This is a genomic window from Lacticaseibacillus daqingensis (assembly GCF_003946115.1).
In the GTDB taxonomy this organism is placed as follows: domain Bacteria; phylum Bacillota; class Bacilli; order Lactobacillales; family Lactobacillaceae; genus Lacticaseibacillus; species Lacticaseibacillus daqingensis.
Map to the genome: position 1 here is coordinate 39036 of NZ_RHOH01000008.1, position 23108 is coordinate 62143.

Annotated in this window: 16 protein-coding genes and 1 riboswitch; of the genes, 12 read left to right on the forward strand and 4 right to left on the reverse strand. The window is 59.7% G+C overall.

Going from position 1 to position 23108, the window contains the following annotated elements; translation table 11 throughout:
- Positions 1-123: 123 nt before the first annotated feature.
- On the forward strand, positions 124-783 hold the full coding sequence (locus EKM88_RS10000) for a hypothetical protein (RefSeq protein ID WP_404819975.1): 660 nt from the start codon (positions 124-126) through the stop codon (positions 781-783).
- Between the two features lie 256 nt (positions 784-1039).
- On the opposite strand, the gene EKM88_RS10005 is transcribed toward EKM88_RS10000, so the two are convergent.
- Positions 1040-1672 carry an SMI1/KNR4 family protein gene (locus EKM88_RS10005; protein ID WP_125705768.1) on the reverse strand — a complete coding sequence of 211 codons (633 nt, stop codon included), beginning with the start codon at positions 1670-1672 and terminating at the stop codon, positions 1040-1042.
- A 105-nt stretch (positions 1673-1777) separates the two neighbouring features.
- Between EKM88_RS10005 and EKM88_RS10010 the strand changes: the two genes are divergently transcribed.
- From EKM88_RS10010 to EKM88_RS10045, 8 genes are all read left to right on the forward strand, one after another.
- Positions 1778-2560: a hypothetical protein gene (locus EKM88_RS10010; RefSeq protein WP_125705770.1), complete on the forward strand. Its 783-nt coding sequence runs from the start codon at positions 1778-1780 to the stop codon at positions 2558-2560.
- The gene (locus EKM88_RS10015) at positions 2557-3945 is read left to right on the forward strand and encodes a UDP-N-acetylmuramoyl-tripeptide--D-alanyl-D-alanine ligase (RefSeq protein WP_125705772.1); all 1389 of its coding nucleotides are present in this window, start codon (positions 2557-2559) and stop codon (positions 3943-3945) included. Before EKM88_RS10010 ends, EKM88_RS10015 begins: the two co-directional genes overlap by 4 nt.
- A 211-nt stretch (positions 3946-4156) precedes the next feature.
- On the forward strand, positions 4157-5668 hold the full coding sequence (locus EKM88_RS10020) for a DEAD/DEAH box helicase (protein WP_125705774.1): 1512 nt from the start codon (positions 4157-4159) through the stop codon (positions 5666-5668).
- 765 nt (positions 5669-6433) lie between these two features.
- Positions 6434-6793 (forward strand): holo-ACP synthase, encoded by a 360-nt coding sequence (gene acpS / locus EKM88_RS10025; protein WP_125705776.1) that lies wholly within the window; start codon positions 6434-6436, stop codon positions 6791-6793.
- Between the two features lie 2 nt (positions 6794-6795).
- Positions 6796-7929 carry an alanine racemase gene (gene alr / locus EKM88_RS10030; RefSeq protein WP_125705823.1) on the forward strand — a complete coding sequence of 378 codons (1134 nt, stop codon included), beginning with the start codon at positions 6796-6798 and terminating at the stop codon, positions 7927-7929.
- 384 nt (positions 7930-8313) lie between these two features.
- Entirely contained in the window at positions 8314-12945 is a 4632-nt protein-coding gene (locus EKM88_RS10035; protein ID WP_164512073.1) for a mucin-binding protein, read from the forward strand.
- Between the two features lie 113 nt (positions 12946-13058).
- Entirely contained in the window at positions 13059-13310 is a 252-nt protein-coding gene (locus tag EKM88_RS10040; protein ID WP_125705780.1) for an antitoxin, read from the forward strand.
- A 10-nt stretch (positions 13311-13320) separates the two neighbouring features.
- A complete protein-coding gene (locus tag EKM88_RS10045; protein WP_125705782.1) occupies positions 13321-13677 on the forward strand; it encodes a type II toxin-antitoxin system PemK/MazF family toxin in 357 nt (118 codons plus the stop codon).
- Positions 13678-13740: 63 nt separating this feature from the next.
- Here EKM88_RS10045 and EKM88_RS10050 read toward each other — a convergent pair whose 3' ends face one another.
- Positions 13741-16050, reverse strand: coding sequence for a helix-turn-helix domain-containing protein (locus EKM88_RS10050; protein WP_125705784.1), 2310 nt, complete (start codon positions 16048-16050; stop codon positions 13741-13743).
- A gap of 118 nt (positions 16051-16168) precedes the next feature.
- A riboswitch (PreQ1 riboswitch) is annotated at positions 16169-16214 on the forward strand.
- Between the two features lie 6 nt (positions 16215-16220).
- On the opposite strand from EKM88_RS10050, the gene EKM88_RS10055 reads away from it, so the two are divergent.
- Positions 16221-16730, forward strand: coding sequence for a QueT transporter family protein (locus tag EKM88_RS10055; protein WP_125705786.1), 510 nt, complete (start codon positions 16221-16223; stop codon positions 16728-16730).
- A gap of 71 nt (positions 16731-16801) precedes the next feature.
- Here the strand turns inward: EKM88_RS10055 and cbpA are convergent, their stop codons facing one another.
- Both cbpA and EKM88_RS10065 read right to left on the reverse strand, forming a co-directional pair.
- Positions 16802-17467, reverse strand: a complete 666-nt coding sequence (gene cbpA, locus EKM88_RS10060) for a cyclic di-AMP binding protein CbpA (RefSeq protein WP_125705788.1) — start codon at positions 17465-17467, stop codon at positions 16802-16804.
- A gap of 186 nt (positions 17468-17653) precedes the next feature.
- A complete protein-coding gene (locus EKM88_RS10065) occupies positions 17654-18631 on the reverse strand; it encodes an L-lactate dehydrogenase (RefSeq protein ID WP_125705789.1) in 978 nt (325 codons plus the stop codon).
- A 396-nt stretch (positions 18632-19027) separates the two neighbouring features.
- Here EKM88_RS10065 and pth point away from each other — a divergent pair, with 396 nt between their 5' ends.
- The gene (pth, locus tag EKM88_RS10070; RefSeq protein ID WP_125705791.1) at positions 19028-19585 is read left to right on the forward strand and encodes an aminoacyl-tRNA hydrolase; all 558 of its coding nucleotides are present in this window, start codon (positions 19028-19030) and stop codon (positions 19583-19585) included.
- A gap of 14 nt (positions 19586-19599) precedes the next feature.
- Complete coding sequence (mfd, locus tag EKM88_RS10075) at positions 19600-23094, forward strand: transcription-repair coupling factor (RefSeq protein ID WP_125705793.1); 3495 nt, start codon at positions 19600-19602, stop codon at positions 23092-23094.
- The last annotated feature ends 14 nt before the right edge of the window (positions 23095-23108 follow it).

Genomic DNA, 23108 nt, shown 5'->3' on the forward strand with positions numbered 1-23108 from the left:
AAAGTTCCCCCAAACTTTTCCACCAGCGATGGTGGTTTTTTTTTGCCTTCCTTGCGCCGCCGCGGGCAGCCCGGTAGACTGAAGGAGAGGGCAGGCACCACGCTTGCCAGAAGGGAGCGGATGATGACACGATTACTGAAGCTTGGGGTTGCGCTGAACGTTGTGGGCGGGTGTGTGTACCTGGCAGTGTGCCTGCCAGCCTTGTGGGCGGGGCATCCGATTTATCCCGGTCAGGCGATGCTGGCGGGTCAGGTCGTCGCGGGCATGCTGCTGGCGCTGGCGCCGATGGGGATCGAGCGGATCGGTCACTTTCGGTTTCCGCTACTGTTAAAAGTGATCTTTGAGTGCTTCATTCTTTTGGCGGTGCTTATGGGCACCGGCATGCAGTATTACAATGTGCCATACTGGGATAAATTTTTGCACCTGTTCTCTGCCGCGCTGCTCGCCGGACTTGGGTTGGCCATCTTTGGCGCCTTGACTCCGAAGATGACCCTGCAGCGCACCAGCCCGCTACTGCTGGCGCTGTTCGCGCTCAGCTTTGGCGTGTTGCTCGGCGTGTGTTGGGAGTTTTACGAATTTACCGGCGACGGCCTGCTGGGGCTGAATATGCAACGCTACATGAGCGGTCATACGCTACTTGCCGGGCGCGCTGCTTTGATGGACACCATGGGCGACCTGTTCGCCGATGTCGGGGGCTCACTACTGTTGGCCGGCTGGACGTTCGTCGGGGTGCGCAAGGACCGCGCCTGGCTGGACACCTTTATGTTTCAACCCTGGGAATAGCGGCCGCGGCCGAGTGGTAAAATGAGGCTGAGACATAATTAACGGCCCAAGAATGAATCACGACTATTTCGGGCCAGTACGACACAAGAAGCGGCGCCCTTTCTAACGCATGTCTACTCGTAACTCACTACGTTAGAACGAGCAGAGCAAGCCGTATCATCAAGGCCTCCTGCAAAAAACCTAAGCTTGGGTTTTACAGGAGGCCTTAATTATACTCTGGGCTAAAACCGCTTTTTGTCTCAGCCTCATTCTCGGTTCACGCCATGGCGGCCAGCTGTGCGCGCTGGGCGGCGGTCAGCCCTGGACGCAGGAAGTCTTGGATAAAGGTTAGTTCGGCCTGCGCGCCGGCCGCGCGGGCAGGGTCGGCATCGTGACGCAGCACGCCAAGCCATGTCAGCCAGTCAGCTGGTTGCGTGGTGCGCGCCCACTCGAACAGGCCCGGGAGGCTCGCGGCGTCGGCCACCAGCCAGGCACTGGCTTGCTGCTGGGCGGTACTGAAGTCATCCAGAATCGGCGGACGCCACGTTAGCCGGGCCATGAAGGTGGTGAAGTCGGGGGCCACAGGCAGCCACTGGTCGACCTCGGTGTCAACGTAGCGAATTGAGGGCGGTGTGGTAGCGTAGTCGAAGCAAAAGAACTGGGGCCCATCGATGGCAAAGGGTACTAGGGTCGGCGTGAGCGGCGGTTGGGCCACGCCTGGGCCCGGCGCCAGTAGCGCGAAAATGGGGGCACCGTCTAGGGCAAAGCTGGTTGGCTCAGGGGTCGGGCAGAACCACCGGCGACACCACTGGCCCGTCGCTAGGGTGGTCAGGTATTCGGCAGGACACCGCGGGTCATCGGTGAGCGTGGGACGGTCAAGGGGCGGCACGGCAGTGGGCCAGGGCAGCATGAGCAGCGCTTCTTTCTGTGAGTTTGCCTCAATCCTAACACGTTCCTCAGCATCCGCGGATAAAAAGTCGTATAATCAGCGTAGTATGCCAAAAGGAGCAAGACGTTGCGTAACACAATGATCTATGTGCACTACGAACCGCTAGCGCATTTATTCTTAACGGCGGGCCTGTCTGCAAGTGATGTGCTGGCCGCTAGTAAGGCGCCGTTTCGCCACCTGCTGTTGCTGCCGCCGGTGTCCGACACTGCGTTTATTGACCCGCACACCGGGTTCAACGAGATCAGTGGGGCGGAGGCCGTCACCGCTTTTTTGCGGAGCAAGCAGGCGCGTGACCGCGCGTGGCTCGACTACAAGCACGGGAGTTACCTGCGCGAGCTGACGCCCAACGAGATCGCCGAGCTCCTGTACTTGGGGCACGCCAAAACGCATATCCAGCCACCGTATTACTACAAGTTGCAAAACCAAGTGGTGTACCTGCCGCTGGCCAACGACATGGTGACCCTGTATGTGCGCAAGCTCGACTTGTTCAGCCAGACGCTGTCGGCTGCGATCGTGCGCCACCTGCGCCTGGCCGCCAACGACCAGCCGTTTTGGCTGCGGCTACGTCAGCTACACGTGCCGGCGGTGCCGAATGCGGTCATCGCGGCGCTGTACCCCGAGTTCGAGGAGGGGCTGATGCTCGACTTCTCGCGCGGGGTGTTTAGCCGTGACCAAGTGAAGATCCCGCTGGCGCACAACCTGCGGCGGTTCATGCCCGAACAGGCGCTGGGCCCTGAACAGGTGGTGCGGCGCGGTGATTTAGTGTTGGTGCGGGCAACGGGGCAATGGCGCGTGAACTGGCGGACGCCGGCAGAGCAGGCGCATGATAAAGGAGTGTTCGAAGAATGAAGATGAAGCTGAGTGAAATCGCGCGCGTGGTGGGGGCCACGTGCCCCGTCGCTGAGGCGGCGTGCCCAACGGTGACCGGGGTGGCCTTTGACACCCGGGAACTGCAACCAGGGGAGCTGTTTGTGCCGCTGGTGGATGCGCGCGATGGTCACGACTTTATCCCTAATGCCGCAGCGGCCGGGGCCGCGGCAACCCTCGTTGCGGCGGATCATACGCCGCTGACGACAACGATCCCCCAGCTGGTGGTGGCCGACCCCCTGCAGGCGCTGCAGGATTTGGCCCGCTACTACCTGATGATGAAGGTGAACCCGAAGGTCGTCGCGATCACTGGGAGCAACGGTAAGACGACCACCAAGGACATGACCGCGGCGGTGCTTGCAACGCAGTACCATGTGTGGAAAACCAAGGACAACTTCAACAACGAAATTGGCGTTCCCATGACGATCCTGGCGATGGACACCAATACCGAGGTGTTGGTGGTCGAGATGGGAATGGATCGCCCCGACCAGCTACGAGAAAAAAGCCTGCTGTGTGAGCCCGACATCGCGGTGATCACCATGATCGGTGAGGCGCACATCGAGTTCTTCAAAACGCGTGCCAAAATCGCCGATGCGAAAATGGAGATCACGGATGGGCTGCGTTCGGACGGCCTGTTCATTTACAACGGGGACGAGCCGCTTTTGCGCGAACGCGCCAAGGCGGTATCCCAAGCGCAAAAGACGTTTGGCCTGGACCCCGACAACCAGCTTTTCGCCCGGGACATTGAAACCTTCGAGGACCACACCGACTTTTCCCTGTCGCGCTGGCCGGACCTGCGCTTCACGATTCCGGTCATGGGGGAGTACAACGTGGCCAATGCCCTGGCGGCGATCCTGGTCGGGCGCCGGTTTCACATCAAGCCCGAGGCGATCCAGGCGGCCTTGGCCGGCTTTAAGATCACCAAGAACCGCACCCAGTGGGTGATCGGGGATGCGGGCGAGCAGATCCTGAGCGACGTGTACAATGCGAACCCGACCGCGATGAAGGCGGTTTTGGCTGACTTTAGCGACTTTCCGTGCACCGGGCGGCGCATCGCCGTGCTCGGGGACATGCTGGAACTGGGCGATGCCAGCGCTGCGCTGCACGCTAGCGTGGCGGAGGCCTTGGATCCGGCCAAGGTGCAGGAAGTCTACCTGTACGGGGATGAAATCGCCGCGCTGCAAGCGGCCCTGATGGACAAATACGCCCCAGAGCACGTGCACTACTACCCTAAAGCTGCGCAGAACCAGCTGACGCAGGCCCTGCTCGATGGGGTCGGCCATTCGGACATGGTGATGCTCAAGGCCAGCCACGGCCTGCACCTGGAGCGGGTGCTGGATGCGCTGCTGGCCGGCGCGCGCGCCTAAGTGCCACTCAAGCCGGCAATTGCCGGCTTTTTATGTGAGTGGCAGCTGGGAAGTTTGTGTTCACTTCCAATCAATGGTAAGATAGTTAGGACACTTTTCAGAAAATAGCCGTGGTTGACCGGGACATTAGGTTTCTTTCTTGGTCTTGGGCGGCTTTTTGTAAGACCCGGAGTGCTGGCAGGGCCAGCACAGATTCTAAGGAGGAACCTTTTTGAAGTTTAATGAACTCGGATTAGCCCCAGAACTGCTGTCAACGATCGAACGGTCCGGCTTCGAGGAAGCCACCCCGATCCAGGCGCAAACGATTCCGTTGATGCTGCAAGGCAAAGACGTCATCGGCCAGGCACAGACTGGGACCGGGAAGACCGCGGCTTTTGGCCTGCCGATCCTGCAAATGATCGACACCACCGACCGCAATGTTCAGGCACTGGTGATTTCGCCAACGCGTGAACTCGCTGTGCAAACGCAAGAAGAGCTGTACAAGCTCGGCGCGGATAAGCACGTGAAGGTCCAGGCCGTTTACGGGGGTGCCGATATTCGCCGCCAGATCCGCGGCCTCGCCGACCACCCACAGATCGTGGTGGGGACCCCTGGTCGACTGTTGGATCACCTGAACCGCCACACGCTGAAGCTCGCGAACCTGAAGACCCTGGTGCTGGACGAAGCCGACGAAATGCTCGACATGGGCTTCATTGAAGACATCGAAAACATCGTGAAGTCCGCACCGGAAACGCGCCAGACCCTGCTGTTTTCCGCCACGATGCCGGCCCCAATCATGCGCCTGACCGATACCTTCATGCACGAACCCGTGACTGTGAAGATCAAGTCCAAGGAGCTGACCGCCGATACCGTTGACCAGTACTACGTGCGCTCCAAGGACTTCGAGAAGTTCGACATCATGACGCGCCTCTTCGACGTTCAGTCGCCTGAGCTGACCCTGATTTTTGGCCGGACCAAGCGTCGCGTTGATGAGCTGACCCGCGGCTTGAAGGCCCGCGGCTACCGTGCCGAAGGGATTCACGGCGACCTGACTCAGCAAAAGCGCATGAGCGTATTGCGTCAGTTCAAGGCCGGCGAACTCGACTTCCTGGTGGCGACCGACGTGGCGGCCCGTGGGTTGGACATCTCTGGGGTCACCCATGTGTACAACTATGACATTCCGCAGGATCCCGATTCCTACGTGCACCGTATCGGGCGGACCGGCCGTGCCGGTAAGTCCGGGGTCTCCGTGACCTTCGTGACCCCTAACGAAGTCGGTTACCTGCGCACCATCGAGGACCTGACCAAGAAGCGGATGATGCCGCTCAAGCCACCGACAGCCAAGGAAGCCTTCCTGGGCCAGGTCTCCACTGGGCTTGAAACCATCAAGGCGCAGATCGAAGCCGATGACTTTGACAAGTACGAACCGATGGCAGAAGGCCTGCTGGAGCAGTTCACGCCGCTTCAGCTGGTGTCCGCCTACCTCAAGGCCGTCAGCCCAGACGATGCCGCGACCGTGCCGGTCAAGATCACGCCGGAACGCCCGTTGCCACACCGCGGCGGTTACGCCCGCAACAACGGTGGGCACGGCAATGGCGGTTACCGCGGTGGCGATCGTCGCAGCAACGACCGTCGCGGCGGCAACCGTGAAGGGAAGCGCCAGTTCGACAAGAGCCGCCGTTACTCCGAGAAGCGCTCCGAGCGTTCCAACGCCAAGACGAGCTTCAAGAAGCACAAAGACTAAGCGTGACGTTAATCGCGCCGGCCACCTCACATTTGAGGGAGTCGGCGCGATTTTTGATGCGCTGTGAAAATGTCTGCGGACTTGCTCGTGGATGCCGGTCCGGCTGGCCTTGAACCGTCGCGCATGGCTTGGCCGCGGGGCGTACCCGGCAGATTCAGCGCGCACAAAAGCCACCGTCGCTTGCGCTTCGGTGGCCGGTGCGTTCGGTTACGTCCTTGTGTGGCCAAGCCCGCTTGCAGGTGGGCCGCGTTCGGTGCTGGTGGGCGGTGGGTTAAGGGCCGGTCCCTCATGCCGCCGCGCCCCGTTACCGGTGGCGGTTGTCCTGGTGTTGCAAGTGTGCCTGACTGTCCTCCGCTTATACCCTGATGTCCGACGATGGCGCTGTCGGGGCGAAAAGCATGTGCACGCGCCGGGGTGGCGTCGCCAAAGGAGCTTGGCGCGGAAATCGCCTGACCAACCGAGGGAGCCCGTCGATGCCTCGACGTCTCGATGATCCGCTAAGTCTTAGAGCCAGAGCGTACCACCAAACCGATTTTTCGTCAAAAAAATCGGCAATTTTGAGATTAAAAAACGGTCGCGAATGACGCAGACATTATTACATCAGATTTTTTTCGCTATTCGGTAACAGCCCAAGCCCAAAAACTATTTCACTTAAGAGGCGCTTGAGTCACTCACACATTAAGATGATCGATTTTCAAGTCAGAACGGCCCAACGTGAAGGGAAAGACGGCTATAATGAAAGAACATTGAACGGGAGGACCACACATGATCAAGGGATTGGGCATCGACATCACAGAGCTTGCGCGGATCGAGGCGGCACAGAACAAGAACGCCCATTTTGCGCAAAAAGTGCTGACCGAAGCGGAGTTGGCGCAGTACCAGGCGCTGAGCGGCCGGCGGGCGGTGGAGTATCTGGCGGGTCGCTTCTCCGTGAAGGAAGCCTACGCCAAGGCGTACGGCACCGGACTGGGGACCGTGGCACTGCAGGATGTGGAGACACTCACGCAGGCCGGCGGGCAGCCCGTGATCACGCGGCATCCGTTTGCTGGCCGGGCGTTGGTGTCCATTTCCCACACGGCGACGCTGGTGATGACAGAAGTGATTTTGGAGGCAGACAACGCATGACAATGGTGACGGCAACGTTGCGCCCAACCCGGGTGCGCGTGAATGAAACAGCAATTTTTGAGAACGTTCAGCACGCCTTGGCGCAGCTTAAGGAGGAAACCGCTCTGTTTGCCGTGGTGAAGGCGGACGGGTACGGTCACGGGTTGCTGCGGGTGGCGCGTGTTGCGCAAAAAGCGGGCGCCAGCGGCTTTTGTGTGGCGGTGCTGGATGAAGCTTTGGCCCTGCGCCAAGCCGGCTTTACCGCCCCGATCCTGGTGCTGGGCATCATCGAGCCCGCGTATGCGGCCATCGCGGCGGCCAACCACGTGGCCGTCCCGGTGGGTAGCGCCGCGTGGCTCGACGAAGCGTTGCCGCACCTTCAAGACCCTGCGTTGCCACCGCTGCGCGTGCACTTGGCGATGGACACTGGGATGGGCCGCATCGGCTTTCGCGATGTGGCGGCGCTCAAGGCGGCGTGCGCCGTTGCCGTGGCGAACCCGCAGGCCTTTGAAATCGAGGGGCTGTTCACCCATTTTGCCACTGCTGATGAGCCGGACACCACGTACTTCAAGTTGCAGGTCGCGCGCTTTCAGGCCTTTCTGGCGGCACTGCCGACCAAGCCGCGCTACGTGCATGTGGCCAACTCCGCGACGAGCCTCTGGCACCAGGCCTGCAACGGCAACGTGATTCGCTTCGGCGTCGCCATGTATGGGTTGAACCCGTCCGGTCGGGCGATCGAGGCGACGCCATACCCCCTGAAGCCGGCGATGAGCCTGGTGTCCACGCTGAGTTTTGTGAAGCAGATCGAGGCTGGCGAGGCCGTGTCCTACGGCGCTACCTACCACGCCGCTGAGGCGGAGTGGATCGGAACCGTGCCAATGGGGTACGCCGACGGCTGGCTCCGCCGCCTCCAAGGGTTCCATGTGTTGGTGGACGGCCAGTTCTGTGAAATCGTTGGCCGCGTCTGCATGGATCAGTTCATGATTCGCCTGCCGCACGCCTACCCAACCGGAACGGCGGTGGTCCTGGTTGGCCAAAGTGGGGACCAAACCATCACGCTGCAGGACGTGGCGGATTACAGTCAGACGATTCACTACGAAATTGCCTGTGGACTGGCTGCGCGGCTACCGCGGGAGTCGGTGGCACCAGTTAAGTGATGGCATAAATTGCGAGAAGAAGCGGGTAATACGCTTCTTTTTATTTTGCGTCAAAAACGAGTCCAAGATGATCGCTTATCTCCCAAAAAACACGAGGTAACGCGGCGGTCAGGATTAAACGACGCTTAATATTCTATGAGAATAATGAATATTAAGATGTTATTATCAAACTGGATTGTTTTCATAATTGAATAATAATTCGAAAATCGGTGATTTATTGCAAAAATATCTCTCGAATGTTGACGGTGAATTGCTTTGCGAACTGATTATACTGAATCTACAACGATGAAGCCGTGGCTGATGCTGTCAATCGGATTGATCGGCCCCGTTTTTTGGATGGACACATGGCGTTCTTTTTCGCGACTGCGTATAGGAGGCAGTGCTATGAACGAGAAATATCACCATCAACGTCAACGAGTTATGCAAGCCGCGGTTGAAGAACGGCGGCACTATAAGCTCTATCGGAGTCGGCGGGGCTGGCTAGTTGCTGGGCTCGCCACCCTCGCGTTTGGCGTGGGCCTCGTCACGCAACCGCTGGGGGTGAAAGCGGCGGAGGCGGATGCAATCGGGACGGGCCAGCCGGCAGAGACCGCGCTAGTACCGGACGTTGCGGCACCTGGCGAGGCGCCAGATTCTGGCGCGATCAGTCCGTCAGAGGCACCAAAAGCACTAGAAGCACCAGAAGCGTCAGAATCACCAGTACTGGCTGACGCAGCAGCCGAGCTGTCGCCGGCTGCCGATGTAACTACAGAGACGGCCGCGGTGCCAGTTGTTGTCAACGCGCCGGCAGCTGATCCGGTGCCGCCCCGGGCTTCCGCGGTGACAGTCGAGGCCAAGGATGTCACGAATGAGGGGATCAAGGGTAGCCCAGAGTACGAAGCACTGGTGAATGTGACCGGGCCGACTTTGGATGGGTACATCAACTCCAATGTTATTCAGACGCCTGCAATCATTACCAAGGACGGCAGTATTGCCTACTTGATGGGGACTAACGAAGAACGTACGGATGAAATGCTGGCGAACTTGACTGAGCGGATTGCCAATGAAAATTCGCTGGTGACTGATACGATGCAGTATACCATCACGGCGACCAATACCCGCCAAATCGATGGCCGGACCAGCCTGACCAGCCAATCGATCGTGACAGTGACCCTGCCAGGTCAATCCTTCAGCTACACCGTCGGCAGTACTCCGATTGCGCTCCAACTGCATGCCTACGCGCTAGGCGATGATAACAAAATGTACACTGCGGCGAACACCTCGCAGGATTATTACACGCTCACCACACTGGCGCGCAATGACGGGTTCTGGCGTCAATACTCCATTGATTCCAATTTTGGTCCATTTACGACCAACCAGACACTGGAGCAAAGCCTCGCCACGAGTGATTACTCGCATCAAGTGGCGGGTACGACCATTGATCCGGCGCATATCACTGGGTACGTGATCAGCCTGTATGACGATATGACGTTTAATTATGATGGCCCAGATGTGTTTCAGACGCGGCCATACGTGAACTTTGTGATGAACGTGCTCCCGTTCATCCACATTGCGTTGGCGCCAACGGTGACGGGCAATGACGCGACGACACACCTCATGACTGGGACTGGAACGGCAGTGGGGAATACGATCACGGTCATCACCGCAGATGGGAGCCAGACCGCCACGACCACAGTGGGCGCGGACGGGAGTTGGTCGGTGGATACCGCGGCGTTTACCACGGATGAATTGGTTGTCATCGAGCATAACGACCTTGGGGATACCCCCGGCCTCATCATTCCCACCCAGACGTTGACGGCGCACGAAACGATTGTGTTTCTCAATGCGTTGACGGGAGAAAAGGTGGCTGCGGATGAGCACAAAGAGCTGGCGCTGAGTCGTGATGCCACCGTGACGGTGGCAGATCCTGCAGCGTTACAAACCGCGCTGGCCGCGTACGCGACAGACAATGACGCCACTAAACTGTTGGGCCTGTTCACGGTGGTACCAGGGGAATGGGTCGATGCCAACACGCCCGCAAACAAGGATTTCCCGGCGATTGCCCAAAGTGATCTGCCAACGATCGCGGGATTTGTCAAGCAGGGTCGTGACGTGCCGGCGCAGGCATTTGAAGTCAACCCGGCCACCAATCATACGGTGACGGCGACGGCGTATTATTACCCGGAGAGCTTGACGGTCGACCCCGGAAAGCTGACGGATGATCCCACCACCAATACGGTTTCGCCAAAGAATGACGGCGATGAAGTTTCCAAAATCGATCCGGGGCCAGAGGTGCCGCTTTACCCGGCGGGCGTCGCCGTGAAGGATCTGACCACAACGATCACGCGCACCATTCACTACGTTGATCAAACCGGGCAAACCGTTGCACCAGATCGCGTTGTGACGCTGGGGTACACGCGGACGGCCACCCTAGATCTGACTGACCTGACCAATTTGACGGTGACCGGGTATGGCGCATGGACGCTGACCACCGTGGCGGGGCAGCCCGCGCCAGCCGGTCAAACCGGGTTTGCCGCAGTGGTGAATCCGCCGGTGCCGGATTACTTCACCATGAAGCTGGAATACCCTGAGGAAGTGGTGACGCCGGAGATGTTGAACGCAACGCCGGTGTTGCCGTTGAGCGGCACCGTTGTCTACTACCCGGTTCGCGTGGTGGTGCCGCCAACCGACCCGAAGGAAGCTGAGACGTTGATCTACCCAGATCCGGAGGGGCCAAAGTACCCGACCGGGGTGACGTATACCGACCTGAACGAAAGCGTCACGCAAACCATTCGCTACGTTGACGTTGAGACTAATCAGGCACTGGCGGAGCCGCTGGTGACAACACTGGCCTTTGGGCGTGTGGCGACGATCGATTTCACGAATTACCACCGCGATGGGAAGCCGGCAGTGACCTACGCCAATTGGCTGCCAGAGACAACGGCCACGTTCGCCGAGCAACCTGCGAAAACTTTTGAAAATAAGTTTACGCGCGATCCCACCCAGGCTGCGCAGACAGTAACCGCAACGACCGGGCCGATCGACTTCACGTTCCGCTATGAAGTCGCGACCGTGGTGGTGCCGCCGGAAGGCCCGTACATTGAGGGGATCAAGGCTGAAGACCTCAATGAAGCGGTGACGCAGACGATTCATTACGTGGACGTGGTGACGAATGAGGCGCTGGCACCTGATCGAATCACGACACTGACGTTCAAGCGCTCAGCGTTGGTCGACTATGAGCACCTGGACGCAGCAGGTAAGCCGACCATTACGTACCGAGACTGGGCGGCAGACACAACGGACACGTTTGATGCGCAGGCACCGCTTGCCTTCGACAACCTGTTTACGCGCGACCTAGCCCTGGACGCAAAGGTGGTGACGGCCACTGATACGGACAGCGACCACACGTTCCGCTATGCGATCGCAACCGTGGTGGTACCGCCGGAAGGCCCGTACATTGAGGGCATCAAGGCTGACGACCTCAATGAGGCGGTGACGCAGACGATTCATTACGTGGACGTGGTGACGAATGAGGCGCTGGCACCTGATCGAATCACGACACTGACGTTCAAGCGCTCAGCGTTGGTCGACTATGAGCACCTGGACGCAGCAGGTAAGCCGACCATTACGTACCGAGACTGGGCGGCAGACACAACGGACACGTTTGATGCGCAGGCACCGCTTGCCTTCGACAACCTGTTTACGCGCGACCTAGCCCTGGACGCAAAGGTGGTGACGGCCACTGATACGGACAGCGACCACACGTTCCGCTATGCGATCGCAACCGTGGTGGTACCGCCGGAAGGCCCGTACATTGAGGGCATCAAGGCTGACGACCTCAATGCAACGGTGACGCAGACGATTCATTACGTGGACGTGGCGACGAATAAGGCGCTGGCACCTGATCGAATCACGACACTGACATTTAAGCGCTCAGCGTTGGTCGACTATGAGCACCTGGATGCGGCAGGTAAGCCGACCATTACGTACCGAGACTGGGTGCCGGACACCACGGACACGTTTGAGGCGCAGGCACCTTTAGTATTCGATAACCTGTTTACGCGCGACCTCGCCCTGGATGCAAAGGTGGTGACGGCCACTGATACGGACAGCGACTACACGTTCCACTATGCGGTCGCAACGGTGGTGGTGCCACCAGACGGACCGTTTACGGATGAAGTTGTGCACGCGGACCTGAACCGGACGATCACGGAAACGGTGCACTACGTTGACGCAAAAACCGGCGCAGCACTCGCGCCAGATACCGTACTTTCGCTGGACTTTACGCGCATTGCCACGGTGGACTATGAGCATCTGACGGCCGGCAACCCGACGGTGACCTATACGGCCTGGCAAGCAAAAACGACCGACACGTTTGATGTGCAGGGCCCCTTAGTATTCGACAACCTGTTCACGCGCGACCCAGCCCTGGATGCGCAGACGGTGACGGCATTGAGTACCCCAATTGACTACACCTTCCGCTACAGTATCGCAGTCGTGGTGGTCCCACCGGAGGGCCCGTACATTGAGGGGCTGACAAAAGCTGATTTGAATGAGACCGTGACGCGAACGATTCAGTTTGTCGATCGGGCAACGGGACAGCTGCTACGGGCCTCGCAGGTCGACCAGCTGACCTTTACCCGAACGGCGCGGGTGGATTATGAACACCTAACGGCGGCAGGGCAGCCGACGATTACCTTCAGTGATTGGCGTCCGGCAACGACGACCACCTTTGCGGCCCAGGCCACACCGGCAATTGCAGGCTACACCGCGGGGCAGAATGAAGTTGCGGCCGCTGAGGTTGAAGCGACCGATGCGGATCTCACACTGACGGTGCCGTACGACCGGCAACCGGAGACGCCGAAGCCGGCAGAGACGCCAGCCCCGGCGCAGGGGCCAGCCCTTGGTGGTCAGCGCGCGCTACCGCAAACGGGTGAGTCACCGACCCGCGCGATGGGCCTAGCAGGCGCGCTGACGCTGGCAATCGTTGGCTTCTTCAGCCTAATCGGTTTGGCGAAACGGAAGCAAACCCACTGATCCCACCCGTTACCCCGAAAGCTGACGCTTTCGGGGTATTTTGATGGCCGCGTTCTGCTTGCCTTTGCTCACGGGTGTGATAGGATAGAGAAAATATCGCTGGAGGGATCATCATGGCGCAGGAAATACACGTACTGCCGCTGGAGCCGCAGCTACAGGCGCAATTGGATCAGTATTGCCAGGCCCACGCGGTGACAGCCGAGCAGGTTGCCGTGATCGCGTTGCGCAGCTTTTTGGCGCAGGATAACCAAGGGGTGGCCGAGATGATCGGCGGTTACCTCGATATGGGGGCGCTCAACGCGGCCATCTGCCGCGAATTCACCGCGTGCGAAAGCGAAGCCTACGCCCACATGCTGACGAGATAGGAGGCGGCGCATGGCCGAAGGAATTAAGCGTGGCGATGTGTATTTTGCCGATCTATCGCCGGTAGTGGGCTCCGAGCAGGGCGGGTTGCGGCCCGTGCTGGTGATTCAAAACGACGTGGGGAACCGGTTCTCTCCAACCGTCATTGTGGCGGCGATCACCTCGCGTATCGCGAAGCCGAAGATGAAAACCCATGTGGGCCTGAGTGGCGTCCAAGACGGCATTGAGCGCGATTCGGTGGTGCTGCTGGAGCAGATCCGCACCATCGACAAGCAGCGCCTGATGGACAAGGTCACGGCGCTGTCACCGGCCAAAATGGCAGCCGTCGACACGGCCTTGGCCGTGTCGGTGGGCCTGCGCCCGGTGTGAGTACATACAACAAAAAATGCACGGCGGCCAAAAGTGGCTGCCGTGCATTTTTGATGCGGTGGGTTAGCGCCCGCCGGCGAGCAGGCTCGCGATATTGTTGAGGGCATCGGTGACGATCTGCATCGCATCAGGGTCGATGTCAAACTCCGGCAACGATTCGTCCGTGTAGTGGAGGAAGCTCGTCGCCCGGGCGCACATATCGTACCAGTTTTGGAACGGCAGCTTGTTGATGCCGCCGTTGACGCTGGATGGCACGATCTGCAATAGCTGTGTGATGACCAGCTTGGCCTGGGTGAAGGTTTCATCCGGCACCTGCGTCATGGTGGCCGCCTTGGTCGCCAGGTTGAACATGCGCAGCGCGGCGTTCAGCACAGGGTTCTTGTACGTTGTCGCACGAACAGCGGTTGGGCGCTCGTCCAGCAAGTCTTTTTGCAACCCGACCATCGCAAACAGGGTGGTTTGATCGCCCAGCTGGCTGCCGATGTCGGCCAGGCGCTGAATGCCACTGGTAGCCATCTGCGCCTTGGTGAAGAACACGGCGGCGTGGCTGACAAAATCGCTGTACTGAACACCGATCGTGTCCTTGGAGTCGGCGGTGCGGAAGAAGAAGGCGACGTCATGCGAGGTTTGCGCCTTGACGTATGCGTGCAGCATCCGCGCGGCCATGCCAAGCTGTTGGGTGTCGATTTCACTCCGGTTGTCCAGCGTCACGCGGACCTTGGCGGGCAGGGCGGTTTGCGCGTCGATAATGCGCAAGATCGCGGCCACGTAAGGGTACATGATGCCAAAACTCAGTGAGAAGTTCCCGGCGTCACTCAGCGGGGAGTGCACCGCGTAAACCTGCACGGCGTCATTGTGGGCGCGGCCGAGCATCGTGCTGATCTGGGCGCTGGACTTACCGCGCGCCTTGACCTCATCGCCGGGCTGCCAGCCAAACGGGTACAGCGTGTTGGTGAAGCCGTCCAGCGCCTGCGCGTTGTTCGGGTCGATCACCGTGGCCCCGATGGACATGTTGCGCTGGTAGTCGGAACCACCGCTGAAGGATTCATCCATAAAAATCTGAATCGTCTGGCGGCCTTGTTTAGGGGCAACAGGCACCACGCCGATCGGCTTTGCCACCGGCATGGCTGCCGGCGCTGACAGCGTCACGCTGGCAGGCTGAACGGTGGTCGTGGTGGTCGCTTGCGCGGCTTGTGGGGCCGGCGTTGCACCGGATTGATTTTGCGGTTTGGCTTGCTGGTCCGGCTTAGGCGCCGGCTGGCTTGGCTTAGCTTGCGGCGCCGGGGCTTGGGTGGACTGGTTTGGCTGCTGGGGTTGTGGTACCGCCTTTTTGGCCGACTGGCGTGGTTGCTTGGGCTGTGGTGCCGCCTTTGCAGCTGGCTGGTTTTGCTTGGTCTGCTGGTCCGCCTTTGGGGTGGACTGGTTTGGCTGCTTGGCCTGCTGGTCCGCTTTTTGCGCGTCCTGGCGCGGCTTCGTCTGCCGTTCAGCCTTGGAGGCGGACTGGTTTTGCTTGGTCTGCTGATCCGCCTTTTGGGTGGGTTGGTTCTGCTTGGCCTGTTGCGCCGCCTTTGGGGCCGCCTGAGGCTGTTGCTTCGCCTGTCGTCCTGGCTTGACCGCGGGCTGAGTCTGTTTCGGCTGTTGTTCGGCCTTCGGTGCGGCCTGATTCTGCTGCTTGGCTGGCGCGGCCTTTGCTGGCCGTTGGTTGGTCTGATTTGCCGGCTGGCTCACTTTTTCGTTCAGCTGGGCCGGCTGATCCGCGGCCTTGGCCTGCGAGTCCGTCTTGGTGCGCCGCTTGTTTGGCTTGGCCTGCTGGTCCGCCTTGGCGGCCTGGCGCATTGCCTTTGCGGCCTGCTCGGTCGAGTTGTTCGCTTGACGCGGCGCTTTAGCCGACGTTTCGGCGGCCTGGTTGGCCTTTTTGCCGGTCGGTTGCGCTTTCGTTGGGGTGTCCGCCTTGGTGGCCTGCTTGCCACGTGTGTTCGCCGCAGGTTCTACCGGGGTCGCTTGGGCCTGGCGGGGCTGCCGCTTGTTTGGGGTCTTGGCTGCGTCGCTGGTCTGCCGGCTGTTGCGGCGGCGGTTTGCTTTCGGCGCGTCGGCGGGTTCAGCGGCGGCCTTTTGGCGCTTGGCCTCGGCTTGGTCCTGCTGGGTCACGGCCGCTTCGGAATCAAAAATGGTGAAGCTGTGTGGCTCGGTGGTTGTGGCGTGTTCATCGATGAACCGGTTGATCTTGAACATGATGGGCCGGCTCATCGGGGTGTCCTTGAGCACCTTACGCATGCTGGACGGGGAGATCCCGATCAGCTTGGCGGCCTGCGTCAGACTCAGGTGCTCCGTTGTCATGATCTGCTTGAGCCGGTACGCGATTGCTTCTGTCATCCATATACCTCTTTCTATTGTGTTTACGCTGTCTGCTCTAAGCGTACACCATTTGCGCAGGCTTGGGCAGGGGTTTCTGAAATCTGCTGGACAAGCCGCACGGTTCGTGCCACACTGAAGCAACGTGGTTCGAAAGCCATCCCACGATAAAAAACTAGGAGGCATTATTAATGAGTCAAAAAAGTCGACCGTGGGTGATCAACGCCCTTGTGGTGGCCCTTTACGTGGTGCTGTCGATCCTCAGCGGCATCTTCAACCTGGCCAGTGGGCCAATTCAGTTCCGCCTGTCGGAGTCACTGAACCATCTGGTGGCGTTCAACCGCAAATACCTGATCGGGGTGACCCTCGGCGTGGTGTTGTACAATGCGCTGTTTTCACCGATGGGCTGGGTGGACGTTGTCTTCGGTGGGGGGCAGACCCTGATCGGGCTCGGGCTGGTCGCGTGGCTCGGTCCCAAGCTGCCAGCCCTTTGGCAACGCTTGGCGTTGACCACGGTGTCGATGTCCCTGACGATGATCATCATCGCGTGGGAAATCGTCTGGACGGGGCACCTCGGCGCCAACATGTTGCTGCCAACGTTTGCAACGCTGCTCCCGTCTGAGGCCGTGATGCTTCTGATCGCGGCGCCAATCATGATACTGGCAGACCGCGCCGTGCATTTTGACCGGCGCATGCAATAATGTGATGCGACCAAAAAGGGCCGCTGGGGTCGTTTCCAACTTCTGGAGACGACCACCAGCGGCCCTTTGGCTTACAACTCTTCGTCGACGCGAATCGGTTGACCGCTTTGGAGGTCATCGATCTCAACGACCCGGAAGCTCTTCTTCTCGAGCTTGGCAACGACTTCGTTGAGGGTCGCCTCATCGGTACCCGCCGGCAGGGTGAACAGGGTGCGGCGCACGAACTCATCCCGCTTAGCATCCAAGGTGATGCACCCGGAGATGGAGACGTACTTGGCAAGGATCTTGCTCATCTGGGCCAAATCACCGCGCTGACCGGTGGACATCACGGTCAGCACGTAGGAGCCGACGTCGATGTTCCAAGATTCAGACAGCATGGCCAGGAGCTTGCTGTGGGTCAGAATGCCATAAAAGTTCGCGCTTTCGTCGAGCACGGCGATGTACGGCAGATCCTTGATGTTGAAGAAGACTTTGAAGAACGGGGCGTTGACCGGAATGGTCTTGGTGGCGTTCTTCAGCAGGTAGGTGACCGGTAGGCTCATGTCGCCGCCTTGGGACTTGTGGCGATAGATGTGCATCTTGTAGATGTTCCCGCGGAAAATCTGGCCGCTTTCGTCCACGATCGGCACACAGCGGAAGCCGGAGTCCTCGAGGACCTTGAGGGCATCCTCGAGGGTCACGGTTTCCTTGACGGTGGTCAGGAATTCTTTCTTGAGTACGAGTGATTTGATTAGCATAATGATCCCCCATCTAGTGAAACTGGAATTATTAAATCTTTCTCATTTAGGTTCATGATACCACATTCAGGGTCATGCACAAGCATGACAGCCGCTAGTATCCGGTAACATGAGGCCAAGATGAGAATCACCGTTTTAGGGCAAGAAAAAAACCGCGCCAAGCGCGGTTTTTTTCAGTAAAGGAGATTACTGACGCGTTTCGATGTCGTTCTTGGCAAAGGCGTCGTCGATGATCTTCTTCAGTTGGGTCGCAGACTTGTCCATGGATTCCTGTTCGTGGTCGGTCAAAGGAATTTCCAGAATGTTCTGGATCCCGTTGGCGTTGATCACGGCTGGGGAGCCGATGTAGATGTCGTGCTGGCCGTATTGGCCGTCCATGTAAACGGACAGTGGCAGAACGGCGTTTTCGTCGTCCAGGATGGCCTTGGAGATGCGGGCCAGGGCGGTCGCGATCCCGTAGAAGGTGGCACCCTTCAGCTTGATGATTTCGTAAGCCGCGTCACGGACATTTTCGAACATCTCGACCAGCTTGCTTTCGTCGATTTCTGGGTGAGACTTGACCCATTCAGAAATCTTGATGCCCCCGATGTTGGCGTGGGACCAAACAGGGAATTCGGTATCACCGTGTTCACCCATGATGTAGGCGTGGACGGAACGCGCATCGACGCCGACCATCTCAGCGATGGACTGACGGAAGCGGGCGGTGTCCAAGGAGGTCCCGGAACCGACAACGCGGTTCTTCGGGAAGCCGGAAAGCTTCCAGGTCGCGTAGGTCAGAATGTCAACTGGGTTCGCCGCAACCAGGAAGATGCCGTTGAAGCCGGACTCAACGATCGGGTCAACGATGGACTTCAAGATCTTCAGGTTCTTGTTCACCAGGTCAAGACGGGTCTCGCCAGGCTTCTGCGGTGCGCCAGCGGTGATGACAACAAGGTCAGCATCCTTTGCGTCGCTGTATTCAGCGGAGTAGATCGTCTTAGGAGACGTGAATGGCAGCGCGTTGCTTAAGTCGATCGCGTCACCCTTCGTCTTGTCTTTGAAAATGTCAACGATCCCGATTTCCTGAGCGATGCCTTGCAATACCATTGCGTATGCATAGCTAGAACCAACGGCACCATCACCAACCAGAATTACTTTTTGGTGATCCTTGTTTGCGTTTGCCACGGTGATATCATCCTTTCGTATTTGCCTTTGTGCAATTCATCATGAAGTATAACACATCTCAGCCCGGATGCGGACAGTTTTACAGAAAAAAATAGGGCCGCCAACTTTTTGTTACATTTTCCAGAGCCTTTTATAAGGGGACTTCCGTGAAATTATTCACCAGTGGCGGGCAATGGTTGCAATCGGTTACAATAACATCTGTCACGTCTTTGCATAACGCTTACATGCCCCTGTCGCGGCACCACGCCCTGTATTAAATTGATTAGATACAGTTAATTCAAAACTGTACCGTTACGCCGGCTGGCGGCTGTTTCCCCCGGCGGCTTCTGGTATAATGGTCAAAACCGGTCTGGAAGGGTGACTTCCAGCCTTTTTGCGTGAAATGGAGGCACACTCGTGAAGATGATCGTAGGCCTGGGCAACCCGGGCAGTCAGTACGCAAAGACGAAGCACAACGTGGGGTTCATGGCGATCGACCGCCTGGCCGCGCACTTTGGGGTCGCCTTGACCAAGCAGGAGTTCAATGCGCTCACCGGCGTGGCGTGGGTGGCCGGTGAAAAGGTGCTGCTCGTCAAGCCCACGACGTTCATGAACGACTCCGGCCGCGCCGTGGGGCAACTCAAGGCGTTTTACCGCTTTGAGGACACGGAGATCATGATCATTCAGGATGACATGGACATGGCGATGGGGCGGCTGCGGCTGCGGGCCAAGGGCTCCGCTGGCGGGCACAACGGGATCAAGTCGATCATCAATGTGCTGGGAACGCAGAACTTCTACCGCGCCAAGATCGGCATCCAGCACCCAACGCACCAAAAAGTGGTGGACTGGGTGCTGACGCCGTTTGATGAAGCCGGGCAGGCGGCGATCAACGCCGGGCTGGATCACCTGCAGGCCGCGCTTTTGGACTGGATCGATGGTGCGGACTTTGCCACGTTGATGAACCGTTACAACTAAACCGAGGTAATCAAATGAATCTCATTGAGGTGATGGCGCAGGTGCCAGAGCTCGCGGACTTATGGCCGCAGCTGTCTGGCGGGCGCCATTTAGTGACCGGCCTGAACGGGTCGGCCAAGACGCTGATGCTGGCCGCCACGCTGGCCAAGACCCAGCGCCAGCTGCTGGTGGTGGCAGACAATCGCTACCACGCCGACGAGTTGGTGGCCGACCTGACCAGCCTGGTCGGTGAGCAGCAGGTGTGGGCCTTTCCTGTTGAGGACGTGATGGCCGCTGAAGTCGCGACCAGTTCGCCGGATACGCTGAACGAGCGGCTCAACACGTTGAGCTGGCTGGCAACCGGTCAGCCGGGTATCATCGTGACCAGCCTGGCCGGGCTCAAGCGGCTACTGGTGCCGCCGGCGACGTTTGCCGCCGCAACGCTGCACCTCGACATGACCAGCACCGTGGACTTGGCCGCCTTGACCCAGTCCTTGGTGACCATGGGCTATAAACGCGACAGCCTGGTGGGGACCCCGGGCCAATTTGCGATCCGTGGGGGCATCGTCGACATCTATCCGCTGAACGCGGACAACCCGGTGCGCATTGAGCTGTTTGACACCGAGGTCGACTCGCTGCGCACGTTTGACATGGGCACCCAGCGCAGCCTGGCGAACGTCGATCACCTCGACATCACCCCCGCCACGGATCTGATCGCCCCAACGGCCACACTCCAGGCGGCCGGGGCCCGGCTGGCGCAGTTGGGCCAAGCGCAGAAGGCGAAAGCCAAGGACAAGGTGGCCAAGCAAGCCGTGACCGATGGGGTGCTGGCCACCGCCGCTGAGTTGCAGGCCGGGGAGCGCCCGGCGCAGCTCGCCTTGTACATGCCGGCACTTTACCCCGATGCCGTGCGGCTGACGGCGTACCTGCAGGATTCGGCGATGCTCGTGTTCGACGATTACACGAAGCTGGCCGACAGCGATATCGCGCTGCTACAGGAAACCACGGACTGGTTCGCCGGGCTGCAAGCCAGCGGCCAGATCGCCACGATGCCGGAGAACCCGACGCTGCAGGCACTGGATCGCGGTGACACGCGTGCTCACCTATACCTGAGCCTGTTTCAAAAAGGGATGGGCAACGTGCGGCTGCAGTCGCTGACGGCGCTGACCAGCCGCAACATCCCCCAGTTCTTCAGCCAGATGCCGCTGCTCAAAACCGAGGTCGACCGCTGGCAAAAGCAGCGCCAGACGGTCGTGTTCCTCGTGTCGGAGCAGGCGCGCATTGATAAGTTGAATGAGACGCTGCGCGATTTCGAGATCGACAGCGTGATCAGCCAGCCTGACGCCGTGCTACCACAGACGGTGCAGCTGGTGCGTGGCACGTTGCAAAACGGGTTTGAGTTGCCCACGGCACATCTGGTGGTGGTGACGGAACACGAGCTGTTCAACGCCAAGGTGCACCGGCGCGCCCGCCACCAAACGCTCGCCAACGCCGAGCGGCTGCGCAGCTACACCGAGCTGACCCCCGGCGATTTTGTGGTGCACGTCAACCACGGGATCGGCCAGTACATGGGCCTGCAGACGCTTGAAGTCGACGGCGTGCACCGCGATTACATCACCATCACCTACCAAAAAGGCGATCAGCTGTTCATTCCGGTGGACCAGCTTCACCTGGTGCAAAAGTACGTGGCCGCCGATGGTAAGTCACCGCGCATCAACAAGCTGGGCGGCAGCGAGTGGCAGAAAACCAAGAAACGCGTGGCGGCCAAAATCGAGGACATCGCCGATGACTTGATCAAGCTGTACGCCGAGCGCGAGGCGGAGCCGGGCTTCGCGTTTGCTCCGGATGATGATTTGCAGCGCCAGTTCGAAGGCGAGTTCCCGTATCCGGAAACGCCCGATCAGTTGCGCTCGGTGAAGGAGATCAAGCGCGACATGGAACAGCCGCGGCCGATGGACCGGCTGCTGGTCGGCGACGTTGGCTTCGGCAAAACCGAGGTGGCGCTGCGGGCGGCCTTCAAGGCGGTGGAAAATGGTAAGCAGGTCGCGCTTCTGGTGCCAACCACCATTTTGGCGCAGCAGCACTTCGACACGATGAGCGACCGCTTCGCCGATTTTCCCGTCAATGTGGGCATGCTGTCGCGCTTCCGCAGTCCGGCGCAGATCAAGGCCACGCTGGCGGGCCTGAAGGACGGCAGCGTCGACATTGTGGTGGGGACCCACCGGCTGTTGTCCAAGGACGTGCGCTACAAGGACTTGGGGTTGTTGATCGTCGATGAGGAGCAGCGCTTCGGGGTCAAGCACAAGGAGAAACTTAAACAGCTGCGCGCCAACGTCGACGTGCTGACGCTGACGGCTACCCCGATCCCGCGGACGCTGAACATGTCGATGCTCGGCGTTCGGGACCTCAGCGTGATCGAGACGCCGCCGACCAACCGGTACCCGATCCAGACCTTTGTGATGGAACAAAACGCCGGGGTCGTGCGCACCGCCATCGAGCGGGAAATGGCGCGCGGCGGGCAGGTCTTTTACCTGCATAACCGGGTGCACGACATCGAGCGCACGGTAGCTGAGATCGAGGCGCTGGTACCGACTGCGACCGTGGCGTACGCCCACGGGCAGATGACGGAGACGCAGCTGGAAAACGTCATCTACGACTTTTTGCACGGCGCCTACGATGTGCTGGTCACCACGACCATCATCGAAACCGGCGTCGATATGCCCAACGTCAACACGCTGATCATCGAGGACGCCGACCGCTACGGGTTGTCCCAGCTCTACCAGCTGCGCGGGCGCATCGGGCGCTCCAGCCGGGTGGCGTACGCCTACTTCATGTACCGTGTCAACGCGGTGCTCAGCGAGGAGGCGGAGAAGCGGCTGCAGGCGATCCGTGATTTCACCGAGCTGGGGGCCGGCTTTAAGATCGCCATGCGCGATCTGGCGATCCGCGGTGCCGGCAACCTGCTAGGCAGCCAGCAGCACGGCTTCATCGACGCGGTTGGGTATGACCTGTACACGCAGATGCTGCAAGACGCTGTGGCGGTCAAGCAGGGCAAAGCCAAGCCCAAGCGCGCGGACGCCGAGATCGCGCTGGACTTGGAGGCCTACTTGCCGGATACTTACGTCAACGATTCGCGCCAGAAAATCGAGCTGTACAAGCGCCTGCGCGAAAGCACCAGCGCCGCCCAGGAGGACGAGATCGCGGCCGACTTGATCGACCGCTTCGGGGACTACCCGGAGCCGGTCGCCAACTTGCTGGCCGTCACACACCTCAAGCGCTTCGCAGACGCGGCCTTGATCGAAAAAATCAGCCAGGGCGCCAACCAGTTGACCGTGACGCTGAGCAAGGCCGGCACCGCCGCCCACGATGGCGAAGCGCTGTTTGCCGCCTTGGCGCACACCACGCTCAAGGCGCGCGTGGCCACCGTCAAGGACCGGCTACAGGTGACGCTGCTGCTCCCAAGCGGTGCGGCGCCGTCCACCTGGCTGGCCCAACTGACCGCGTTCTGTCAGGCGCTGGCGGAAGGCTAGGGTGTGCTTTGAAA